The sequence below is a fragment of the Inmirania thermothiophila genome, assembly GCF_003751635.1.
Classification (GTDB): Bacteria; Pseudomonadota; Gammaproteobacteria; order DSM-100275; family DSM-100275; genus Inmirania; species Inmirania thermothiophila.
In genome coordinates, this window is the sequence record NZ_RJVI01000002.1 from 907,863 (window position 1) to 928,810 (window position 20,948).

Genomic DNA, 20,948 nt, shown 5'->3' on the forward strand with positions numbered 1-20,948 from the left:
CCATCCCTGCGCAAAGGCGGCATGGTACCCGAGGACGGCGCCGCCGCGGCAGCCCCGTCAGCCGGCCTCCCGCGGCGCCAGGCGCGCGCCGGCCGCAAGGAGGGCGGCGGCCTCCTCGGCGGGCAGCGGAGCGGCGTAGAGATAGCCCTGGGCGTAGCGGCAGCGCAGCACGCGCAGCAGCGTCTCCTGGGTCAGCGCCTCCACCCCCTCGGCCACCACGTCCTTGCCGAGGTCGCGGGCCAGCGCGATGATGCTGCGCACCAGCCCGCTCTCCCCGCCCGGCTCGGCCAGCGGCGCGACGAAGGAGCGGTCGATCTTGATCACGTCCACCGGGAAGCGGTGGAGGTAGGAGAGCGAGGAGAAGCCGGTGCCGAAGTCGTCGAGGTAGATGCGAAAGCCCATCCCGCGCAGGGCGCGGAGATTGGCCTCCACCACCTCGCCGCCGGCCATGAGGACGCTCTCGGTGATCTCGAGCCGCAGCCACGCGGGCTCGGCCCCCTCCTCGGCGAGGATCGCCTCCACCCGCCGGGTGAAGTCCGGCAGCGCGAACTGCCGCGCCGAGACGTTGACGCTGACGTGGACGTCGCCGCCCACGCCCTGCTCCCGCCACGCCCTCACCTGGCGGCAGGCCTCGCGCAGCATCCACCAGCCCAGGGAGACGATGAGCCCGGCCTCCTCCGCCACCGGGATGAACTCGCCGGGCGAGACCGGCCCGCGCCCCGGATGGGTCCAGCGCGCCAGGGCCTCGAAGCCGACCAGGCGGCGGCCCTGCTCGAGATCGACGATGGGCTGGTAGGCCGCCGACAGCCCCCCCTCCTCGATGGCCCGGCGCAGGTCGCGCTCGAGGCCCATGAGGAAGCGGGCGCGCTCGTACATGGCGGTGTCGAAGAGCTCGTGGCGCCCGCGCCCGGCACGCTTGGCCCGGTGCAGCGCGGTGTCGGCGTCACGCAGCAGCTCCTCGGGCTCGCGGTAGCCGCTGCCGTCGGCGACGATGCCGACGCTGGCGCCGGTGTAGACCTGCTGCCCCTGCAGCTCGAAGGGCACGGCGAGCTCCTCCATGAGCCGCTCGGCGACCGCCACCGGCGCGGTGGCGTCGCGCACCTCCTCGAGCAGGACCGCGAACTCGTCCCCGCCGAGGCGGGCCACGGTGTCGCCGGGCCGCATCAGGGCCTCGAGGCGCGAGGCCACGGCCTTGATGAGCAGATCCCCCATCCGGTGGCCGAGGCTGTCGTTGACCACCTGGAAGCGGTCGAGGTCCAGCATGAGCACGGCGAAGCGGCGGGCCGGGTCGCGCCGGGCGCGGGCGATGGCGGCGCTCACCCGGTCCTCGAACAGGGCCCGGTTGGGCAGCCCCGTGAGCCCGTCGTAGAAGGCCTCGCGCAGGAGCTGCTCCTGGGCCTCGCGCCGCTCGGTGACGTCGGTCATGGAGCCCGCCATGCGCACCGCCCGCCCCGCCTCGTCGCGCACCGCAAGCCCCCGCGCCAGCATCCAGCGGTAGCCGCCGTCGCGGTGGCGCATGCGGAACTCGCACACGAACTGCGGCGTCTCCCCCGCCAGGTGCCGCTCGAGGGCGCGCTCGAAGGCCGCGCGGTCCTCCTCGTGGATGCGCCCGCACCAGGTCTCCCGCTCGGGCGCCAGCTCGCCCTCGGCATAGCCCAGCATCTCGCACCAGCGCGGCGAGTAGTAGACCCGCTCCGCCAGGATGTCCCAGTCCCAGAGCCCGTCGTTGGCGCCGCGGGCGGCGAGCGCGTAGCGCTCCTCGCTGGCGCGCAGCCGCGCCTCCGAGCGCAGCCGCGCAAGGTGCGCGCCGATCATGGCGCAGGCGGCACGCAGGGCGCGCAGGTCGTCGGCGTCCCAGCGCCGCTGCGGGTCGTCGTCGCCGAAGCCGAGGAAGCCCTGGATGCCGCCCGCAGCCCGCGGCACCGGCAGCGCCGCCACCGTGCCCATGCCCGCCGCCTCGAGAAAGCGCCCCTCGGCCTCCGCACCCTTGGGGAGCGCGCCGGCGCGGACGATCACCGCCTCGCCCGCCGCCAGCCGCGCCCGCGACCAGGGGTAGTCCGCCGGCGGCACCTCGGGCAGCCGCTCCCTGAGCGCCGGCCGCCCGGGGGCGTCCCAGGCCGCGCGCAGGCGTTGGGTGATGCGCCCGTCGCCGCCGCGCTCGGCGATGTAGAGGAAGGCGTGATCGACATGGGCCGCCCGCGCGAGCCGTCCCACCGCCTCATCGAGCCCGCCCTCGCCGCCGGCGAGCAGCACCTGCGCCACCTCGGCGAGGGTCTCCTCGATGCCGAGACGGCGGCGCAGGGCCTCGGCGGCCTGGACGCGGGCGGTGACGTCGTGGCTTGCGAGCAGATAGCCGCCGTCCGGCAGGGGATGGATGTAGATGTCGGTGTGGCGCCCGTCGCAGCGCGGGGCCTCGATCCACGAGGCCTCGCCCCGGGCGAAGCGCTCGCGCCGGTCCGCCACCACCGCCTCCTCCGCCTCCGGCGGATAGACGCCGCGGCGGCAGAGCTCGCGGGCGACCTCCTCGAGGCTCGGGCGGCGGTCGAGGAAGGCCGGCTCGAGCCCCCACTGCTCGACGTAGCGGCGGTTGTACCAGACCACCCGGGTGTCGGCGTCGAGGACCAGGATCCCCTCGTCGATGTTGTCCGTGACCGCCTCCAGCAGCGCCCGGCGCCGCTCCGCCCGCGCCTCGGCCTCGCGCTGGGCGGTGACGTCGGTGGCCATGGAGACGTAGTGGCGGATCCGCCCCTCGGCGTCGCGCACCGGGGCCACGTGCAGCTCGACCCAGACGTCGCGGCCGTCGCGATGACGGTCGCAGACGACGCCGTGCCACTCCCGCCCCGCCCGCATCGCCTCCAGCAGCGCCTCGCGGTCCTCCGGCGGGGTCCCCTCCGAGCCCAGGAAGTCCTGCGGCCGGCGCCCCAGGACCTCCTCGCGCGCGTAGCCGGTCTGGGCCTCGAACTCGGCGTTGGCGTACTCGATGCGCCCCTCGGGATCGAGGATCAGCACCGAGGCCGGGCTCTGCTCCACCGCCACCGAGAGCCGGCGCATGACCTCGAGGTCGCGCCGCCGCGCGATGGTGCCGCCGAGCACGTCCCCGAGGGCGCGCACGAAGGCCTCGCCGATGGCGTCCTCGCCGCCCCCCTCACCGCCGACGAGCAGGAGCACCCCGAGGACGTCCTCCCCGTGGCGCAGCGGCACGGCCCAGCCGCCCCGGTCGGCGGCGTCCAGGAGAGGACACTCGGCTGCGCCCGCCGGCCAGCGGACGACACGGCGCTCCCGCACCACGCGCCCGCACAGGGGCGCGCTCACCGGCACCCGCGCACACTGCGACGCCGCCGGCTCCGGCAGGCCGCGGGCGGCCACCCGCACCAGGTGGTCGCCCTCGCGCAGCAGCACCGCCCCTCCCGCGCCCGCACCCATCCAGGAGAGGGCCAGCAACCGCTCGAGGGCGTAGGCCAGGAAGCCCTCCAGCGGCCCCGGATCCTGGGCCCGCTCGAGCACGAGGCCGAGGACGCGCTGGAAGTCGAGATGAAGGCCCAGCATGCGCTCGCGCTCGAGCCGCTCCAGCTCCGCCGCGGCGCGGGCGGCGAAGATGCGAAGCAGCGGCTCGCGCTCCCGCGAGGGCGGCATCGGCGCATCGTGCAGCCCCACCAGGATCCCCAGGGGGCGGCCCGTGGAGTCCGCGAGGGGGATCCCCACGTAGCTCTCGACCCCCATCTCGGCGAGGAGCCGATCCTGCGGGAACCGGGCCTGGACCGCCTCCGGATAGCAGCAGGGCCCCTGGTTGACCACCTCCTCGCAGGGCGTACCGGCGAGCAGGTAGGTGAAGTCCTCGACAGGCCGGCCGCCGTCCACCACCGCCAGCGTGGTCACACTGGACGGGTCGACGAGGCGGCCGACGAAGGCCCACCGCACCCCGAGCACGGCGGCGAGCTGGCGCGCCAGGTTCACGAAGAACTCCCGCGGGTGCGCGCCCGGCACCGCCTCGGCCACCGAGGCCAGCGCCTCCCACACCCCCGCGTGCTCCGCCTCCACGAGGGCGCGGCGGATCCCTGCGCGGCTGACCGCGCCGACGAGCGCCCCGGACTCGTCCACCACCGGCAGCGCCTCGGCGTGCGCCCGCTCGAGCCGCAGCAGGGCCTCGCCCAGCGGCATCCGCGCCGGCACCGCCCCGAGCGGCACCGCCGACGACATGTCCGGGGGCACCGGCTCCAGGGCGTCGGCGGCGGTCAGCCTCGCCAGATGGTCCGCTCGGAGATCCACGTCTTCTCCATCGCCTGCCGGCACCCGAGACCGCCGCCCTGGCGCCCGGGAGCGAGGTTAGCATAGGATCCCCCGGGGCAGCGCACGTCGAGGGAGCGCGGGTCGGTGACACCCATCGAGGACCTTGTCGGCCGCATCGAGCGCCTCCTTGAGCGGCTCGAGCCCTGGATCCCGCCCCCGCCGGCGCCGCCCCCGGAGGAGGCGGTCGCGCTGCGCTGGCGGCGCAGGGGGCCCGCCGCCTGGCTCGAGCCCGTCCCCCATCCGCGCCTGACCCGGCTCGAGGACCTCCTCGGCATCGACCGCCAGAAGGCCGAGGTGGTGCGCAACACGGCGCAGTTCGTCGCCGGCCTGCCCGCCAACAACGTGCTCCTCACCGGGGCCCGCGGCACGGGCAAGAGCTCGCTGGTCAAGGCGCTGCTGCCCGCCTTCGCGGGAGAGGGGCTGCGGCTCGTGGAGCTGGATGCGCAGGACCTCGAGGACCTGCCGGAGGTGGTGGAGCGGCTCGCCGGCCGCCCCGGCCGCCACATCCTCTTCGTCGACGACCTCTCCTTCGGCGCCGACGACCCCAGCTACAAGCACCTCAAGGCCATGCTGGAGGGCTCGCTCGCGGCCCCGGCGGAAGGCCTCCTGGTCTACGCCACCTCCAACCGCCGCCACCTCATGCCCGAGTACCAGGCCGAGAATCTCGAGGCGCGCATGGTGGGCGGGGAGCTCCACCCGGGCGAGGCGGTGGAGGAGAAGCTCTCGCTTTCCGACCGCTTCGGCCTCTGGCTCTCCTTCCACCCCTTCGACCAGGCCCAGTACCTGGCGGTGGTGCGCCACTGGCTGCGCCGGCTCGGGGTCGAGGCGTGGGACGAGGCCACCGAGCGCGAGGCGCTGCGCTGGGCGCAGACGCGCGGCAGCCGCAGCGGCCGCACGGCCTGGCAGTTCGCCCGCGACTGGGCGGGGCGGACGGGCCTCGCCGCCGCCTCCCCCTGACCGCGGCGTCAGCGCCCGGACGGGGCGCCCAAGGCCGGGCGCAGCGCCGCCGCGAGCGGCAGCCGCGCAAGGAGCAGCACCGCCAGCACCGCGCCGTAGGCAAGCGGCGGGGTCAGGTCCGCCTTCACCAGCCACAGGTAGTGCAGCACCCCGAGGCCGGCGGCGAGATAGACGGCGCGGTGCAGGCGCTTCCAGCGCCGCCCCCCGAGGCGGCGCAGCGCGGCGTCGGTGGAGGTGGCGGCCAGCGGCACCAGGAGCAGGAAGCCCACCGCCCCCACCGTCACCCACGGGCGCTCCAGGACGTCGGCGACGATCTCCGCCCACTCGAGCCACTGGTCCAGGACCAGGTAGTTGGCCACGTGCAGGCAGGCGTAGAAGAAGGCGAAGAGCCCCAGCATGCGGCGCTGGCGCGCGATCCAGCGCCAGCCCGCGAGGCGGCGCAGGGGCGTGACCGCGAGCGTGGCGAGGAGCAGGCGCAGGGTCCAGTCGCCGGTACGGCGGCTGAGCGCCTCGACGGGATTGGCGCCGAGGCCGCCGCTGGCGGCGTCCCAGAGGAGGCCGCCGAGGGGCAGCAGGCAGAGGAGGAAGAGCGCCGCCTTGCCCGGATCCGGCGAGCGCATCAGTAGAAGCGCCTCAGGTCCATGCCGGCGTAGAGGTGCGCCACCTCCTCGGCATAGCCGTTGAAGGGCAGCGTCGGGCGCTTGCGCAGCTCGCCGATGCGCCGCTCGCGCCGCTGGCTCCAGCGCGGATGCGGCACGTCCGGGTTGACGTTGGCGTAGAAGCCGTACTCGTCCGGGGCCGCCATGTGCCACGTGGTCGGCGGCTGCTCGGGAACGAGCCGGATGCGGACGATGGACTTGATGCTCTTGAAGCCGTACTTCCAGGGCACCACCAGGCGCAGCGGGGCCCCGTTCTGGTTCGGCAGCACCTCGCCGTAGAGCCCCACCGCGATCAGGGCGAGGGGGTGGACCGCCTCGTCGATGCGCAGCCCCTCGCGGTAGGGCCAGTCGAGGATGCGCCGGCGCTGTCCCGGCATCTGCTCCGGGTCGTGGAGGGTCTCGAAGGCCACGTAGCGCGCCTCCGAGGTGGGCTGCACCGCCTTGAGCAGCGCCGCCAGCGGGAAGCCCACCCACGGGATCACCATCGACCAGGCCTCGACGCAGCGCAGGCGGTAGACCCGCTCCTCCAGCGGGAAGCGGCGCAGGAGCTCGTCGATGTCGAAGGTGCGCGGCCGCTCGCACGCCCCCTCCACCACCACGGTCCAGGGGCGGGTACGCAGGCTGCCGGCGAGACGAGCGGGATCGCGCTTGTTGACGCCGAACTCGTAGAAGTTGTTGTAGCCGGTGACCGAGGCGTAGGAGGTGGGGGCCTCGTCGGTGGAGAAGCGCCCGCGCACCGCCACCTCCAGCCGCTCCCGCCCGTGCGGGCCGGGGACGGCGAAGGCCGCCGGCACCGCCGCGGCCCCCAGCACCCCGGCCGCATAGCGCAGGAACGCGCGCCGGCGGCGGAAGAGGGCCGGGTCCGTGATCTCCGAGGCCGGAATGGGATCGGGGCGGCGGATGAGCATCGCGGGTCCTCCCGGCGCGGGCACCGCCCCCCCGCGGGAGGACGGCCGCCCGGTACGTTCATGACATCGGTCAATGTCAAAGGATAGACGCCGCCCCCGCGGCAGGGTTCCTGCCCGCCCTTGAACCGCGCCGCGGCGTCCCCATCATCCAGGCGCCCGGTGCCCGGGCAAGGCTTCCGGATCCCGCCGTCGCGGCGCCTTCCGGCGCGCCGCGACGGCCCCTGGTGACGAGCGAGGAGGTTGGCGGACATGCGGATCGCACAGGTTGCGCCCCTGCACGAGAGCGTGCCGCCCAAGCTCTACGGCGGCACCGAGCGCGTCGTTTCCTGGCTCACCGAGGAGCTGGTCCGCCGCGGCCACGAGGTGGTCCTCTACGCCAGCGGCGACTCCGAAACCGGCGCCGAGCTGCGCCCCGCCGGCGAGCGGGCCCTGCGCCTCGATCCCCGCGCCATCGATCCCCTCGCCGCGCACACGGCGATGCTGGGACGGGTGGTGCGCGAGGCGGGCGAGTTCGACGTCATCCACTTCCATACCGACTTCCTGCACTTCCCGCTGGCGCGCCTGCTGGGCAGGCCGCACCTGACCACCCTCCACGGACGGCTGGATCTGCCGGAGGTGGCGGCGGTGTTCGCGGAGTTCACCGACATCCCCGTGGTCTCCATCTCCGACAGCCAGCGCCACCCGGTCCGGCGCGCCAACTGGCTCGCCACCGTCCACCACGGCCTGCCGCGCAGCCTCCTGCCCTTCCGGCCGCATCCGGAGGGCTATCTCGCCTTCCTCGGCCGCTTCACCCCCGAGAAGCGCGCCGAGTGGGCGATCGAGATCGCCCGCCGGGCGGGGATGGAGATCCGCCTCGCGGCCAAGATCGACCCCCTGCACCAGGCCTACTTCGACGAGCGTATCCGGCCGCTGCTGCGCCTGCCGGGGGTGGAGTACGTGGGCGAGGTGGACGAGCGCGGCAAGGCCGAACTCCTCGGCGGCGCCGCCGCGCTGCTCTTCCCCATCGACTGGCCGGAGCCCTTCGGCCTGGTGATGATCGAGGCCATGGCCTGCGGCACCCCCGTGATCGCCCTGCGCCGCGGCTCGGTCCCGGAGGTGATGGAGGACGGCGTCACCGGCTTCGTGGTGGACTCGCTGGAAGAGGCCACCGCCGCCTGCGCCCGCCTCGACGAGATCGACCGCGTCGCCTGCCGCAGGGTGTTCGAGCGGCGCTTCTCGGTGGAGCGCATGGCCGACGACTACGAGCGCCTCTACCGGCGCCTGGCCGGCCTCGACACCGCCGGGCGGCTCGCCGTGTGAGAGAGGGGGGCACCGCCCCCCTCGCCGCGTCCGTCCCCGCCGCGCACAATAACGGGTGCGCCCCCCAGGAGATCCAGGGTGGACGATCTGGTCTGGCTCGACAACGACGTCTACGTGCGCGCCACCTCCTCGCGGGTGGACGATCGCACGCGCACGCTCAAGCACGGCCCGAGCTTCGGCGTCTTCGACCGCTACGGCGACATCCAGCCCGTGGGCACCGGCGAGCAGGGGCTCTACCACCGCGACACGCGCCACCTCTCGCGCCTGGAGCTGCTCATCGGCGACGGCGTCCGCCCCTTCCTGCTCAACTCCACGGTGACCGAGGACAACGAGCGCCTGGTGGTGGACCTCGCCAACCCCGATCTGGTCGAGGACGGGCGGCTCGTCCTGCACAAGGGCTCGGTCCACATCTTCCGCAGCAAGCTCCTGTGGGAGGGGAGCTGCCACGAGCTGATGCGGCTGCGAAGCTACGCCCCCCACCCCGTGCGGCTGCGCCTGACCGTGCTCGTGGAGGCCGACTTCGCCGACATCTTCGAGGTCCGCGGCCGCGACCGTCCGCGCCGGGGCGAGCAGCGCCCGCCGCAGCGCCTCGCCGACGGGTTGCTGCTCGCCTACCGCGGCCTCGACGGCGTCGAGCGCCGCACCCGCATCCGCGCCCACCCGGCGCCGACCCGCGTCGAGGACGACCGCCTGGTCTTCGAGCTGGCGCTCGCGCCGGGGACGGTGCGCGAGATCGAGCTCGCGGTGGGGTTCGACCAGCCCGAGGAGCGGCCGGCGCCGGACTTCGCCTGGGCGGCGGCGGCCGCGGCCAAGGCCCGCGAGGCCCTGCGCCGGCGTGAGGTGGCGGTCTTCACCAGCAACGAGCAGTTCAACGCCTGGCTGCACCGCTCGGCCGCCGACCTGCGCATGCTCGTGACCGAGACCCCGCACGGGCCCTACCCCGACGCCGGCGTGCCCTGGTTCGCCACCGTCTTCGGCCGCGACGGGCTCGTCACCGCGTTGCTGACCCTGTGGGCCAACCCGGAGCTGGCGCGCGGCGTCCTGCGCTACCTCGCCCACCACCAGGCGCAGCGCGAGGACCCGGCCTGCGAGGCCGAGCCCGGCAAGATCCTGCACGAGGTGCGCCACGGCGAGATGGCGCGCCTCGGCGAGGTCCCCTTCGCCCGCTACTACGGCACCATCGACGCCACACCCCTGTTCGTGGTCCTGGCCGGGGCCTATCACCGCCGCACCGGCGACCTCGGCCTGGTGCGCGAACTCTGGCCCCACGTCGAGGCCGCGGTGGCCTGGATCGACCGCTACGGCGACCGCGACGGCGACGGCTTCGTGGAGTACGCCCGCCACAACCCCTCGGGGCTGCTCCACCAGGGCTGGAAGGACTCCAACGACGCCGTCTTCCACGCCGACGGCCGCGACGCCCCCGCCCCCATCGCCCTCTGCGAGGTCCAGGGCTACGTCTACGCCGCGCGCCGGGAGGCGGCGCGGCTCGCCCGCCTGCTCGGGCGCAGCGCCTGGGCGACGCGGCAGGAGCAGCTCGCCGACGCGCTCGCCCGCCGCTTCCACGACGCCTTCTGGGACGAGGCCCTCGGCTGCTACGCCCTCGCCCTCGACGGCGACAAGCGCCGCTGCCGCGTGCGCACCTCCAACGCCGGCCAGGTCCTCTTCACCGGCATCGCCGACACCCGCGCCGCCGCCCGCACCGTGGAGACCCTGCTCGGCGACGACCTCTTCTCGGGCTGGGGCGTGCGCACGGTGGGACGCCGCGAGGCCCGCTACAACCCCATGTCCTACCACAACGGCTCCATCTGGCCGCACGACAACGCCCTCATCGGCATCGGCATGGCCCGCTACGGGCACCGCGGCGGGACGCTGGCGATCCTGCGGGGGCTGTTCGAGGCGAGCCTCTACGCCGACCTCCACCGGCTGCCCGAGCTCTTCTGCGGCTTCGCCCGCCGCCCCGGGCAGGGGCCGACCCAGTACCCGGTGGCCTGCTCGCCGCAGGCCTGGGCCGCGGCCTCCGTCTTCGGCCTCCTCGGCGCCTGCCTCGGGCTGCGCTTCGAGCCCGAGCGGCCGCGCCTGTGCCTGGTGCGCCCGGCGCTGCCCGACTACCTGGAGTGGCTCGAGATCCGCAACCTGCGCCTGGGCGAGGGCCACGTGGACCTGCTGCTGCGCCGCCACGGCGACAACGTCACCGCCGAGGTCATCGGCAAGGAGGGCGACGCCGAGGTGGCGGTGATCGTGGGCTGACTCCGTCTCGGGGCGCGGGCCTCAGCCGCCGCCCGCGGCGACCACCGGGTTGCTCAGCGCCCCGATCCCCTCCACCTCCACCGTGATCTCGTCGCCGGGGGCGAGGAAGATGGGAGGCGTGCGGGTGAAGCCGACCCCGGCCGGGGTGCCGGTGAGGATCACGGTGCCGGGCAGCAGCGTGGTGTCGCGGCTGAGGAAGGCGACGAGCTCGCGCACACCGAAGATCATGTCCGCGGTGCTGCCGTCCTGGAGCGTCTCGCCGTTTCGCACCGTGCGCAGGCGCAGCCGCTGCGGGTCGCCGAGCTCGTCCGCCGTCACCAGCACCGGGCCCAGCGGGCAGAAGGTGTCGAAGCTCTTGCCCCGCACCCACTGGCCGGCTCCGCCGTGCTTCTGCCAGCGCCGCGCCGAGACGTCGTTGGCCACGGTGTAGCCGAGGACGTGCTCGAGCGCGCGCTCGGCGGGGACGTCGCGCGCCGCGCGCCCGATCACCACCGCAAGCTCCACCTCGTAGTCCACCTCGGGGCCGTGCTCGCAGGCGGCCGGGAGGAGGATGGCATCGCCCGGACCGATCACGGTGGTGGTGGGCTTCATGAAGAGGACGGGGTTCTCCGGCGCCGGCATCCCGGTCTCGGCGGCATGGTCGCGATAGTTGAGGCCGATGCCAAAGATGTTGACGGGGGCGAGGGGCGCCAGGACCCGCGCCACCTCCGCCTCCTCGCCGGTGGGCTCGAGCGCCCAGGGCGCCTCGCCGGCGAGCACCCGGGCCCGGCCCTCGCCCGCCGGCTCGCCGTAACGGATCCGCCCCTGAGGGTCGCGGAAACGGATGATCCTCATAAGCGGTGCCTCCACGATTCACGTCGGAGGCCCATTGTGCACCGTCCCGCATGGCGGGGCGAGTTGCGCAGGACAAAAAAAGGCGCCCGCGAGGGCGCCCAGGGCCAGGAGGAGACGCATCGTCGGCGGCGCCCTGCCGCCGTCCTGGAGCCTTTTTCTACCCGCCGCCCGACGCCGCCGCCGTGATCCGCGTCACATGGCGGCGCGGAGCCACCCCGAGGGCCTCGGCGAGGGCGTCCACGAGTCCGGCGCGGGCGGCCTCGGCGAAGTCGTGCCCGACCCCCGGAAGCACCCGCAGACGCACCGGGGCGCCGCCGGCCCGCCGCCGGGCCCTCAGCGCCGCCACCCAGCGCCGGGCCCGCTCGAGCCGGTTGCGGCCGAGGAGGCGGTCGACGGCGGGGTCGGCGTTGAGGCTGACGTCGCGACGGGTGTCGTCCGCCCCCACCACCACGGTGACGGGCAACCGCAGGAAGCCGGCGAGATCCACTGCGGCGGGCGCGGTCCCCGGCGCGACCCCCAGCGGCCAGGGCAGGGCCGGATCCGGCAGCGTGTACCAGCCGGCGGCGCCCAGGAGCAGGGACTCGATGCGCCCCGGCCGGAGCATGGCGTAGCGGTGCGCGAACTGCGCCCCGCCCGAGAACCCGACGAGGACGAAACGGGGGAAGGGCCGCCCGGCGCGCGCCGCGGCGTCGGCCACCACGTCCTCCACCGCCTCGGCGGCCCCGGCGCGCAGCCGCTGGAAGCCCCGGAACCGCCCCGGCGGCAGCAGCGGCGCCACCACGGCGTAGCCGGCCGCGGCCGCCGCGGGCGCCAGCCGCCGCACGTGCTCGGCGGCGTTGCGCGAGATCCCGTGCACCGAAACCACCAGCCCCGCCGGCCGCTCCTCCGGGAACCAGGCGTGATAGCGCACGCCCTCCGGGGTGCGCAGCCGCTGCACCCCCGCGCCCTGGGCAAGACCGGCCACCATCACGAGCACCGCTGCCGTCATCGTCCCCCTCCTCACCCCTGCGCCCCCGCCACCACCGGCCGCGGCGTCCACCGCCCCGCCGCCGCCAGCACCTCCGCCGGCCGGCCACGGGCGACCACCCGCCCGGCCTCCAGCAGCCAGACCTCGTCGGCGAGCGCCGCGAGCTCGCGCCGGTGGGTGGCCAGGAGCACGGTGCACGGGCGCTCGCGCAGGAGCGCCGCCACCGCCTCGATGCCCTCCGCGTCGAGCCCGCCCTCGGGCTCGTCCAGGAGCAGCACGCGGCAGCCTCCGGCGAGCGCGCGCGCCAGCGCCGCGCGCTGGCGTTCGCCGGCCGAGAGCCCCCGGCCGCCTTCGCCGACCCGACGCGCCCCGTCGCGGCCCGCGGCGGCGAGGCCCACCCGCGCCGCCAGCCGGCGGTAGGCCCCTTCCCCAACCGCCGGCGCGCGGTAGAGCACGTTGCGCCGCACCGTCCCCCGCAGCAGCGGCAGATCCGGCGCCAGCACCGACACCGCCGCGCGCAGGGCGCGCGGCGCCACCTCGGCGACGTCCACCCCGTCCAGCAGGACCCGCCCCGCATCCGGCGCCGCCATCCCGTTCACCAGGCCGATCAGCGTGCTCTTGCCGGCGCCGTTGGGCCCGACCAGCGCCACCACGCGCCCCGGCGCCACGTCGGCCTCCAGCGGAGCGAGGGCGGTGCCCACCCGCACCCCCTCGAAGCGGACGCGGCCCCCCCCCGCGGGCAGCGCGCGCCCGCGGCCGGGCGCCCGCGCCGGCAGGGCGAGAAAGGCCTCCAGGCGCTCCCGCGCCACCCGCGCGCCCTGCCAGTACTCGTGCACGCGCCCGAGCTCGCGCACCCGGGGCGCAAGCAGCGCCGCCAGCGTGAGCCCGGCCACCAGGTCCCCTGCCGCGAGCCGTCCCGCCGCCATCTCGGCCCCGCCCACCAGCACCAGCGCCGCCCAGGCGAGGCCCGCGGTCACCTCCGCCGTCCCGCGCAGCGCCCCCGCGTGTCGCGCCCGCCTCACCATCGCCGCAGCGAGATCGCGGCTGCGCCGGCGCACCCGCGCCCGCTCGCGCCGCCACTGGCCGAAGGCCTGGATCACCGCGAGCGCCGCCGCCCGCTCCCCCACCTCGGTGGCAAGCCGCGCCCGCGCCCGCCTCGCCGCGCGGGTCGCGCGCCGAAGCCCCGGACCCAACCGCCACTGCAGGGCGCCCCCCGCAACCAGCACCGCGCCCACCGCCAGGGCCAGGCGGGGGCTGTGCAGGCCCATCGCCGCCAGCGCCCCGGCGACCACCATCCCCGCCACCACCAGCCGCGCGAGCCCCTGCGTCAGCCACAGGCGGACGGCGCCCAGGTCGTGCACCAGGCGCAGCACCACGCCGCCGCGGCTCGGCCGCGCCCGCGCCGCCGGGGCTAGGTGGACGAGGTGGCGGAAGAGCCCCTCGCGGGCCGCGACCACGTAGGCCTGGCCGAGGCGCTCGGCGCCCACGCGCTCCCACGCGCGCATCAGGCCCAGCCCGAGGGCGGCCGCGGCGACGGCGCCGGCCGCCCTCCAGCCGGGACCGGCGAACGCCTCGCGCACGGCCAGCGCCATCGCCAGCGAGGCCGCGGCCTGCGCCGCGCCGCTGACGGCGAGGCCGGCGAGCAGCCGCCAGCGGCCCCCGCCGAGAAGGGCGGGCAGGCTCACGGGTGCGCCCCGGCCGCCGCCGCACGGCCCGCCGCACCGGGCAGCCCGCCCCCGGACGCCGGCCCCGCCCGCCCGGGCGCCGCCCGCCGCCAGTCGAGACTCCACAGCCCCTCGAGGTCCAGCACCGGCGCCGCGCACGCCGCCTGCGCCTCGCGCACCGCGAGGGGCGAGCGCGTCAGCGCCCCGGAGATCCCGAGCACCCGCCGCCCGCGAGCGGCGAGCCACTGCGCCCCCGCGACCGCCCCCATGGCGTCGCCGGCGGCGAAGAAGACCGCGTCCACACACTCCGCGAAGGCCGTCCCCGTCAGCAGCGCCTCCGTCTCCCGCTGGTAGAGGCCGTCGGCCACCTCGAGGACGACGGCCTCGACACCCCGCGCCGCGAGCTCCGCCGTCAGCAGCCGCAGCACCTCCTCCACCGCCGCCGGCTCCAGCAGGTAGGTGGAGGCGTGGCCCGCGTCCACGAAGTCCAGCACGTGCTCCGCGCCGGCGTCCGTCAGGTGCCAGACGTCGCCGCCCGCCCCCGTGCCCGTGATCTTGGCCGCGCCCACCCGCAGGCCGCACGCCCGCATCCCGTGCACGATCCCGGCCGCGGTGGTGGTCTTGCCCGCGTTCATGGAGGTCCCCACCACCGCGATGGTGGGCACCCGGGGCGCCACCCGCCGCGCCAGCCGGTAGCGCCGCAGGTTCAGCACTGCCCCGTCGGCGCCGGCGAGCAGCCCCACCGGCTCCAGCCGCGTCGGCTCCTGCATGCGATCGTGGGCCGAGCGGGCGCGCGCCGCGACCCCGCCCGCCGCGACGAGGTCGCACGGCCCCAGGTCCGCCGGCACCACGGCCTCGAACTGATCGGGGGCGTAGCGGTTGCCGTAGGCCACCACCACCTCGTCCCCCCGGAAGAGACGCGCGCGCCGCCCGTCCGCCAGCTCGATGCGCTTGTGCTGGCCGATGGCCGCCACCCGCGCCAGGACCAGGTCCCCGGCCTGCGGCCGCCGCCCGTGGACGAGGCCGCACACCCCGCTCCAGTCCACCCGCCGCGTGGTGTACGCCTTCTTCGCCCGCCGCAGCCGCGTCCCGCCGATCCGCTCGATGCCGTTCATGTCCGGTCCTCCGCGTATGTGGGATAAATTTCCCACTTCTTGGGATCGAGCCTAGACCCCCCGGGGAAGTCCGTCAAGGGCGGTCAGGAAAAAAGACGCCGCCCCCGCAGGGGCGGCGTCGTCACGGGCGGCGGCCGCTCAGCCGAGCCAGGCGCGGGCGTTGCGGAAGAGCCGCAGCCACGGCCCCTCGTCGCCCCACTCGGGCGGGTGCCAGGCGTGCTGCACGGTGCGGAAGACGCGCTCCGGATGCGGCATCATGATGGTGACCCGCCCGTCGGGCGTGGTCAGGCCGGTGATGCCCCCGGGCGAGCCGTTGGGGTTGTCGGGGTAGCGCTCGGCGATGCGGCCGTGGCCGTCCACGTAGCGCAGGGCGACCATCCCTGCCCGCTCGGCGGGCGCAGGCCCCTCGGCGCCGAAGTCGGCGCGGCCCTCGCCGTGGGCCACCGCCACGGGCAGGCGCGACCCCGCCATGCCGGCGAGGAGGATGGAGGGCGAGTCGGTGACCTCCACCAGCGACAGCCTCGCCTCGAACTGCTCGGAGCGGTTGCGCACGAAGCGCGGCCAGGGCGCCGCGCCGGGGATGAGCTCCTTGAGGGCGGCGAGCATCTGGCAGCCGTTGCAGACCCCGAGGGTGAAGGTGTCGTCGCGGGCGAAGAAGGCGGCGAAGGCCTCCCGCGCCCGCGGGTGGAAGAGGATGGACTTGGCCCAGCCCTGGCCGGCGCCGAGGACGTCGCCGAAGGAGAAGCCGCCGCAGGCGGCCAGCCCGTGGAACCCCGCGAGGTCCTCCCGCCCGGCGAGGATGTCGCTCATGTGCACGTCCACGGCCTCGAAGCCCGCGGCGTGGAAGGCGGCCGCCATCTCCACCTGCCCGTTGACCCCCTGCTCGCGCAGGATCGCCACCCGCGGCCGCGCCCCCGTGGCGACGAAGGGCGCGGCGACGTCCTCGGCGGGATCGAAGGTGAGCCGGGGACGAAGGCCCGGCGCCTGGGGGTCGGTGGCGGCGGCGTACTCCTCGTCGGCGCAGGCCGGGTCGTCGCGGAGCCGCGCCATGCGGTGGCTCGTGTCCCACCACGCCCGGAGCCACGCGCCGAGCTCGCCCGCCAGGAGCTCCCGCCGGCCGCGGCGGAAGCGGATCACGGGCTCGTCCACGACCCGGCCGACCACGTGGGTGCAGCGGCCGAGGCCGGCGTCGGCGAACCACTTGAGCACGGTGTCGGTGTCGCAGTGGCGCACCTGCAGCACCGCCCCCAGCTCCTCGGCGAAGAGCGCCGCCACGGGGTCGTCGCCGAGATCGTCGAGGGCCACCTCGACCCCGGCGCGGCCGGCGAAGGCCATCTCGCACACGGTGGCGAAGAGGCCGCCGTCGCTGCGGTCGTGGTAGGCGAGGAGCAGCCCCTCGGCGTTGAGCTCCTGCACCGCGCGGAAGAAGGCGCGCAGCCCCTCGGGGTCCTCGAGGTCCGGCGCCCGGCGCCCGAGCTGCCGGTAGACCTGCGCCAGCGCCGAACCGCCCAGGCGGTTGCGCCCCCGGCCGAGGTCCACGAGGACGAGGTCGGTGTCGCCGCAATCGGTGCGAAGCTGCGGCGTGAGCGTGCGCCGCACGTCCCGAACCGGCGCAAACGCCGTCACCACCAGCGACAGCGGCGCGGTCATCTCGCGCCGCTCGCCCCCCGCCTCCCACACCGTCTTCATGGAGAGGGAGTCCTTGCCCACCGGGATCGCCACGCCGAGGCGCGGGCAGAGCTCCATCCCCACCGTGCGCACCGCCTCGTAGAGGGCCGCGTCCTCGCCCTCGTGGCCGGCCGCCGCCATCCAGTTGGCCGACAGCCGCACGCGGCCGAGGTCGCCGACGTCGGCGGCGGCGATGTTGGTCAGGGCCTCGCCCACCGCCATGCGCACCGAGGCCGCGGCATCGAGCAGGGCCACGGGCGGGCGCTCGCCCAAGGCCATGGCCTCGCCGGCATGGCCGTGGAAGTCCGACAGGGTGACCGCGACGTCGGCCACCGGCACCTGCCACGGCCCCACCATCTGGTCGCGCGCCACCAGCCCGCCGACGCTGCGGTCGCCGATGGTGACGAGGAAGGACTTGCAGGCCACCGCGGGCAGGCGCAGGACGCGCTCGGCGGCCTCGCGCAGGTCGATGCCGGCGGTGTCGAAGGCGGGCTTGGGCCTGCTCAGGCGGCGCACGTCGCGGGTCATGCGCGGCGGCTTGCCCAGCAGCATCTCCAGCGGCATGTCCACCACCACCTCGCCGCTGCGGCTGTCCTCCACCACCAGGCGCTCGTCGGCGGTGGCGCGGCCGATGACGGCGAAGGGGCAGCGCTCGCGCACGCAGAGGGCGGCCAGCGCCTCCACGCGGTCGGCGGGCACGGCGAGGACGAAGCGTTCCTGGGCCTCGTTGCACCAGATCTCCCGCGGCGACATGCCGGGATCGTCGCTGGGCACCGCGGCGAGGTCGATGCGCCCGCCTCGCCCGCCCCCGTGCAGCAGCTCCGGGACCGCGTTGGAGAGGCCGCCGGCGCCGACGTCGTGGATGGCGAGGATGGGGTTGGCCTCGCCCATGGCCCAGCAGCGGTCGATGACCTCCTGGGCGCGGCGCTGCATCTCGGGGTTGCCGCGCTGGACCGAGGCGTAGTCCAGCACCTCGTCGCTCTCGCCGCTGGCCACCGACGAGGCGGCGCCGCCGCCGAGGCCGATCAGCATCGCCGGCCCCCCCAGCACCACGATGGCCGCGTCCACCGGCAGCGGGCGCTTCTCCACGTGGGGCGCGCGGATGTTGCCGAGGCCGCCGGCGATCATGATGGGCTTGTGGTAGCCGCGAAGCTCCGGCCCCCGCGGTCCCGGCACGCGGGCCTCGTAGGTGCGGAAGAAGCCGGTGAGGGCGGGACGCCCGAACTCGTTGCCGAAGGCGGCGGCGCCGATGGGGCCCTCGAGCATGATCTCCAGCGCCGAGGCGATCCGTCCGGGACGGCCGAAGTCCTCCTCCCACGGCTGCTCGAAGCCCGGGATGCGCAGGTTGGAGACGGCGAAGCCCACCAGCCCCGCCTTGGAACGGGCCCCGCGCCCGGTGGCGGCCTCGTCGCGGATCTCGCCGCCGGCCCCGGTGGCCGCCCCGGGGAAGGGCGAGATGGCGGTGGGGTGGTTGTGGGTCTCCACCTTGGCGACGATGTGCACGGGCTCCTCGTGCTCGCGCCAGACGCCGTCGGCGTCGGGGAAGAAGCGCCGCGCGGTCCAGCCCTCGAGGACGGCGGCGTTGTCCCGGTAGGCCGAGAGCACCCCCTCCGGGCTCGCCCGGTGGGTGTTGCGGATCATCTCGAAGAGGCTGTGGGGCTGGGGCCGACCGTCGAGGATCCAGCGCGCGTTGAAGATCTTGTGGCGGCAGTGCTCGGAGTTCGCCTGCGCGAACATCATGAGCTCGGCGTCGGTGGGGTTGCGCCCGAGGGCCTGGAAGCCCTCCACGAGGTAGTCGATCTCGTCGTCGGAGAGGGCAAGCCCCAGGGCGCGGTCGGCCTCCTCGAGGGCGGCGCGGCCGCGGCCGAGGACGTCGACGCGGGCCAGCGGTCCCGGCTCGGCCTCGGCGAAGAGCAGCGCCTCGACGTCCTCGTCGGCGCCGAGCAGGCTCTCGGTCATGCGGTCGTGCAGAAGCGGCGCGAGCGCCGCCACCTCCCCCTCGGCAAGCGGAGCGCCGTCCGCGGTGACGAGGAAGTAGGCCGTGCCGCGCTCGATCCGAAGGACGGCGTCGAGGCCGCAGTTGCGCGCGATCTCGGTGGCCTTGGTGGACCAGGGGGAGATGGTGCCGATGCGCGGCAGCGCGAGCAGCCGCTCCCCCTCGGGCCGCACCGCCGGGGGCGGCTCCCCGTAGTCGAGCAGGCGCGCAAGGCGCGCCTGCTCCGCGCCATCCAGCCGCCTCGCCGTGCGCACGAAGTGGCGGTACTCGGCGGCCAGCGCCCGGATGCGCGGCACCCGGGCGCGCAGCCGCTCGAGCAGGCGGTCTCTGCGGAAGGGGGAAAGGGCGACCGGCCCTCTGAGCTCCAGCATCCTCGCTCACCCGATGGCGTGGGGAGGCGCGAATGATACCGGAAAGCCGTCTGCGGCGCGGCCCTCAGGGCCCGATGCGGGCGGCCCCGCCGGCGCCGCCCGCGATCGGCCGCGGGCGCGCTCTCGGCGCGGGAGGCGGGCAGGCGGCGGCCAGGGCCAGCTCCCGCACCCCCTCGAGGGCGTCGCGCATGACCCAGGCCAGGGCGGCGTCGCGCGGCCCCGGCACCGGGGGCCGCCGCCGGATGGCCTCGTAGCTGTCGGCCGGGGCGTCCATGCCCCCTGCATCGGCCGCCCCCCCGGCGGCCTTGAGGGGCTCAGCCGCGCAGGGCCTCGGTCAGATGCGGCCGCATCCTGCGCAGCATCTCGGCGTGGATCTTCGGCGTGCCGGCGACCACGTTGCCGCTGCGAAGATAGCGGTCGCCGCCGGCGAAGTCGCTCACGATCCCCCCCGCCTCCTGCACCAGCAGGGCGCCGGCGGCCACGTCCCAGGGCGACAGCCCCACCTCCCAGAAGCCGTCCAGCCGCCCGGCGGCGACATAGGCGAGATCGAGGGCGGCGCTGCCCGCGCGGCGCACGCCGGAGCTTTCGGGGAAGAGGGCGCGGAAGGTGGCGAGATAGGCGTCCAGGTGCCGGTGGGCGCGGAACGGGAAGCCCGTGCCCAGAAGCGCGTCGGCGAGGCGGGTGATGCCGCTGACGCGGATGCGCCGCTCGTTGAGCAGCGCCCCCTCGCCGCGGCTCGCGGTGAAGAGCTCGTTGCGCAGCGGATCGTAGACCACCGCGTGCTCGATGCGGCCGCGGTGGCGCAGGGCGAGGGAGACGGCGAAGTGGGGGAAGCCGTGGACGAAGTTGGTGGTGCCGTCGAGGGGGTCGATGATCCACTGCGGGGCATCGTCGCGCCCGTCGGCGCCGCTCTCTTCGGCGAGGATGGCGTGATCGGGGTAGGTGCGGCGCAGGATGCGCACGATCTCGGCCTCGGCCCGACGGTCCACCTCGGTGACGAAGTCGTTGCGATCCTTGCGCGTCACCTCCAGGGTGTCGACGCGGTCGACATAGCGCAGGATCAGGTTGCCCGCCGCCCGTGCGGCGCGGACCGCGATGTTCACCACCGGATGCATGGCCGCTCCCTTCCCGTCGCTGCCCGTCGCGGGGGCGCGAAGGATAGCAGAATCGCCCCGCGCGCGCCTTGCCGCCGCCGGCCGCCGCCGCTATCTTGCCGCCTTCCCGATGGAGGGGCGCCCGTGCTCGAGCAGGTCCGCATCGTCCTCGTCGGCACCACCCACCCCGGCAACGTGGGCGCCGCCGCCCGCGCCATGAAGAACATGGGGCTCGCCGACCTCGTCCTGGTCGCCCCCAAGGCCGGGGTCTTCCCCAGCGAGGAGGCCGCCGCGCGGGCCTCGGGCGCCGACGACGTGCTGGCGCGGGCGCGGGTGTGCGCGAGCCTCGACGAGGCGGTCGCCGACTGCCGCCTGGTGGTGGGCGCCAGCGCGCGGCTTCGCAGCATCCCCTGGCCGGTGTGGACGCCGCGCGAGGCCGCGCCGCGCCTGCTCGCCGAGGCCGCCCGCGGGCCCGTGGCGGTGGTCTTCGGCCGCGAGCGCTCGGGGCTGACCAACCGCGAGCTGGAGCGCTGCAACGCCCTTCTGCACATCCCGGCGAACCCCGCCTATCCGTCCCTGAACCTCGCCCAGGCGGTGCAGGTGACCGCCTACGAGCTGCGCATGGCGGCGCAAGGGACGCCGCCGGCCGAGGCGCTGCCGGAGGCGGCCACGGCGGCGGAGGTGGAGGCCTTCTTCGCCCACCTGGAGCGCGCCCTGGTGGCCATCGGCTACCTCAACCCGGCCGCCCCCAAGCAGCTCATGCGCCGGCTGCGCCGGCTCTTCCTGCGCGTGCGCCTGGAGCACGACGAGGTGAGCCTGCTGCGGGGCATCCTCACCGCCGCCGAGCGCCTCGCGCCGCGGCGCGAGCCCTAGCGCGCCCCC

Annotated in this window: 14 protein-coding genes; 4 read left to right on the forward strand and 10 right to left on the reverse strand. The window is 75.8% G+C overall.

The features are described from left to right. Positions 1–57: 57 nt before the first annotated feature. Positions 58–4,266 (reverse strand): EAL domain-containing protein, encoded by a 4,209-nt coding sequence (locus EDC57_RS09940; protein WP_123401694.1) that lies wholly within the window; start codon positions 4,264–4,266, stop codon positions 58–60. Positions 4,267–4,371: 105 nt separating this feature from the next. Between EDC57_RS09940 and EDC57_RS09945 the strand changes: the two genes are divergently transcribed. Beyond that, positions 4,372–5,244: an ATP-binding protein gene (locus tag EDC57_RS09945; RefSeq protein ID WP_123401695.1), complete on the forward strand. Its 873-nt coding sequence runs from the start codon at positions 4,372–4,374 to the stop codon at positions 5,242–5,244. Between the two features lie 8 nt (positions 5,245–5,252). On the opposite strand, the gene EDC57_RS09950 is transcribed toward EDC57_RS09945, so the two are convergent. Together EDC57_RS09950 and msrP are read right to left on the reverse strand one after the other, a co-directional pair. Beyond that, on the reverse strand, positions 5,253–5,864 hold the full coding sequence (locus EDC57_RS09950; RefSeq protein WP_123401696.1) for a protein-methionine-sulfoxide reductase heme-binding subunit MsrQ: 612 nt from the start codon (positions 5,862–5,864) through the stop codon (positions 5,253–5,255). After that, positions 5,864–6,811: a protein-methionine-sulfoxide reductase catalytic subunit MsrP gene (gene msrP / locus EDC57_RS09955; protein WP_123401697.1), complete on the reverse strand. Its 948-nt coding sequence runs from the start codon at positions 6,809–6,811 to the stop codon at positions 5,864–5,866. Before msrP ends, EDC57_RS09950 begins: the two co-directional genes overlap by 1 nt. Before the next feature lie 249 nt (positions 6,812–7,060). Between msrP and EDC57_RS09960 the strand changes: the two genes are divergently transcribed. Both EDC57_RS09960 and EDC57_RS09965 read left to right on the forward strand, forming a co-directional pair. After that, the gene (locus EDC57_RS09960) at positions 7,061–8,110 is read left to right on the forward strand and encodes a glycosyltransferase family 4 protein (RefSeq protein WP_123401698.1); all 1,050 of its coding nucleotides are present in this window, start codon (positions 7,061–7,063) and stop codon (positions 8,108–8,110) included. 78 nt (positions 8,111–8,188) lie between these two features. After that, positions 8,189–10,357 (forward strand): amylo-alpha-1,6-glucosidase, encoded by a 2,169-nt coding sequence (locus EDC57_RS09965; protein ID WP_123401699.1) that lies wholly within the window; start codon positions 8,189–8,191, stop codon positions 10,355–10,357. Positions 10,358–10,378: 21 nt separating this feature from the next. Here EDC57_RS09965 and EDC57_RS09970 read toward each other — a convergent pair whose 3' ends face one another. The 7 genes from EDC57_RS09970 to suhB form a co-directional block, all read right to left on the reverse strand. Next, positions 10,379–11,191 (reverse strand): fumarylacetoacetate hydrolase family protein, encoded by an 813-nt coding sequence (locus tag EDC57_RS09970; protein WP_123401700.1) that lies wholly within the window; start codon positions 11,189–11,191, stop codon positions 10,379–10,381. 157 nt (positions 11,192–11,348) lie between these two features. Then, positions 11,349–12,179, reverse strand: a complete 831-nt coding sequence (locus tag EDC57_RS09975; RefSeq protein WP_123401701.1) for an alpha/beta fold hydrolase — start codon at positions 12,177–12,179, stop codon at positions 11,349–11,351. A gap of 11 nt (positions 12,180–12,190) precedes the next feature. Then, the gene (locus EDC57_RS09980; RefSeq protein ID WP_148051453.1) at positions 12,191–13,843 is read right to left on the reverse strand and encodes an ATP-binding cassette domain-containing protein; all 1,653 of its coding nucleotides are present in this window, start codon (positions 13,841–13,843) and stop codon (positions 12,191–12,193) included. Continuing rightward, positions 13,840–14,937 carry a hypothetical protein gene (locus EDC57_RS09985; RefSeq protein WP_211331954.1) on the reverse strand — a complete coding sequence of 366 codons (1,098 nt, stop codon included), beginning with the start codon at positions 14,935–14,937 and terminating at the stop codon, positions 13,840–13,842. Before EDC57_RS09985 ends, EDC57_RS09980 begins: the two co-directional genes overlap by 4 nt. Before the next feature lie 138 nt (positions 14,938–15,075). Continuing rightward, positions 15,076–18,972 (reverse strand): phosphoribosylformylglycinamidine synthase, encoded by a 3,897-nt coding sequence (gene purL / locus EDC57_RS09990; protein WP_123401703.1) that lies wholly within the window; start codon positions 18,970–18,972, stop codon positions 15,076–15,078. A gap of 64 nt (positions 18,973–19,036) precedes the next feature. Further along, a complete protein-coding gene (locus tag EDC57_RS09995) occupies positions 19,037–19,246 on the reverse strand; it encodes a hypothetical protein (RefSeq protein ID WP_123401704.1) in 210 nt (69 codons plus the stop codon). Positions 19,247–19,286: 40 nt separating this feature from the next. Beyond that, entirely contained in the window at positions 19,287–20,087 is an 801-nt protein-coding gene (suhB, locus tag EDC57_RS10000; RefSeq protein ID WP_123401705.1) for an inositol-1-monophosphatase, read from the reverse strand. Positions 20,088–20,210: 123 nt separating this feature from the next. On the opposite strand from suhB, the gene EDC57_RS10005 reads away from it, so the two are divergent. Beyond that, positions 20,211–20,939 (forward strand): RNA methyltransferase, encoded by a 729-nt coding sequence (locus EDC57_RS10005; RefSeq protein ID WP_245995224.1) that lies wholly within the window; start codon positions 20,211–20,213, stop codon positions 20,937–20,939. Positions 20,940–20,948 lie beyond the last annotated feature (9 nt).

Bases quoted from the DNA above. Each gene is read 5' to 3' on its own strand.
- EDC57_RS09975 (WP_123401701.1), bottom strand. From the start codon at position 12,179: ATGACGGCAGCGGTGCTCGTGATGGTGGCCGGTCTTGCCCAGGGCGCG.
- suhB (WP_123401705.1), bottom strand. From the start codon at position 20,087: ATGCATCCGGTGGTGAACATCGCGGTCCGCGCCGCACGGGCGGCGGGC.
- EDC57_RS09960 (WP_123401698.1), top strand. From the start codon at position 7,061: ATGCGGATCGCACAGGTTGCGCCCCTGCACGAGAGCGTGCCGCCCAAG.
- msrP (WP_123401697.1), bottom strand. From the start codon at position 6,811: ATGCTCATCCGCCGCCCCGATCCCATTCCGGCCTCGGAGATCACGGAC.
- EDC57_RS09970 (WP_123401700.1), bottom strand. From the start codon at position 11,191: ATGAGGATCATCCGTTTCCGCGACCCTCAGGGGCGGATCCGTTACGGC.
- purL (WP_123401703.1), bottom strand. From the start codon at position 18,972: ATGCTGGAGCTCAGAGGGCCGGTCGCCCTTTCCCCCTTCCGCAGAGAC.
- EDC57_RS09985 (WP_211331954.1), bottom strand. From the start codon at position 14,937: ATGAACGGCATCGAGCGGATCGGCGGGACGCGGCTGCGGCGGGCGAAG.
- EDC57_RS09995 (WP_123401704.1), bottom strand. From the start codon at position 19,246: ATGGACGCCCCGGCCGACAGCTACGAGGCCATCCGGCGGCGGCCCCCG.
- EDC57_RS09950 (WP_123401696.1), bottom strand. From the start codon at position 5,864: ATGCGCTCGCCGGATCCGGGCAAGGCGGCGCTCTTCCTCCTCTGCCTG.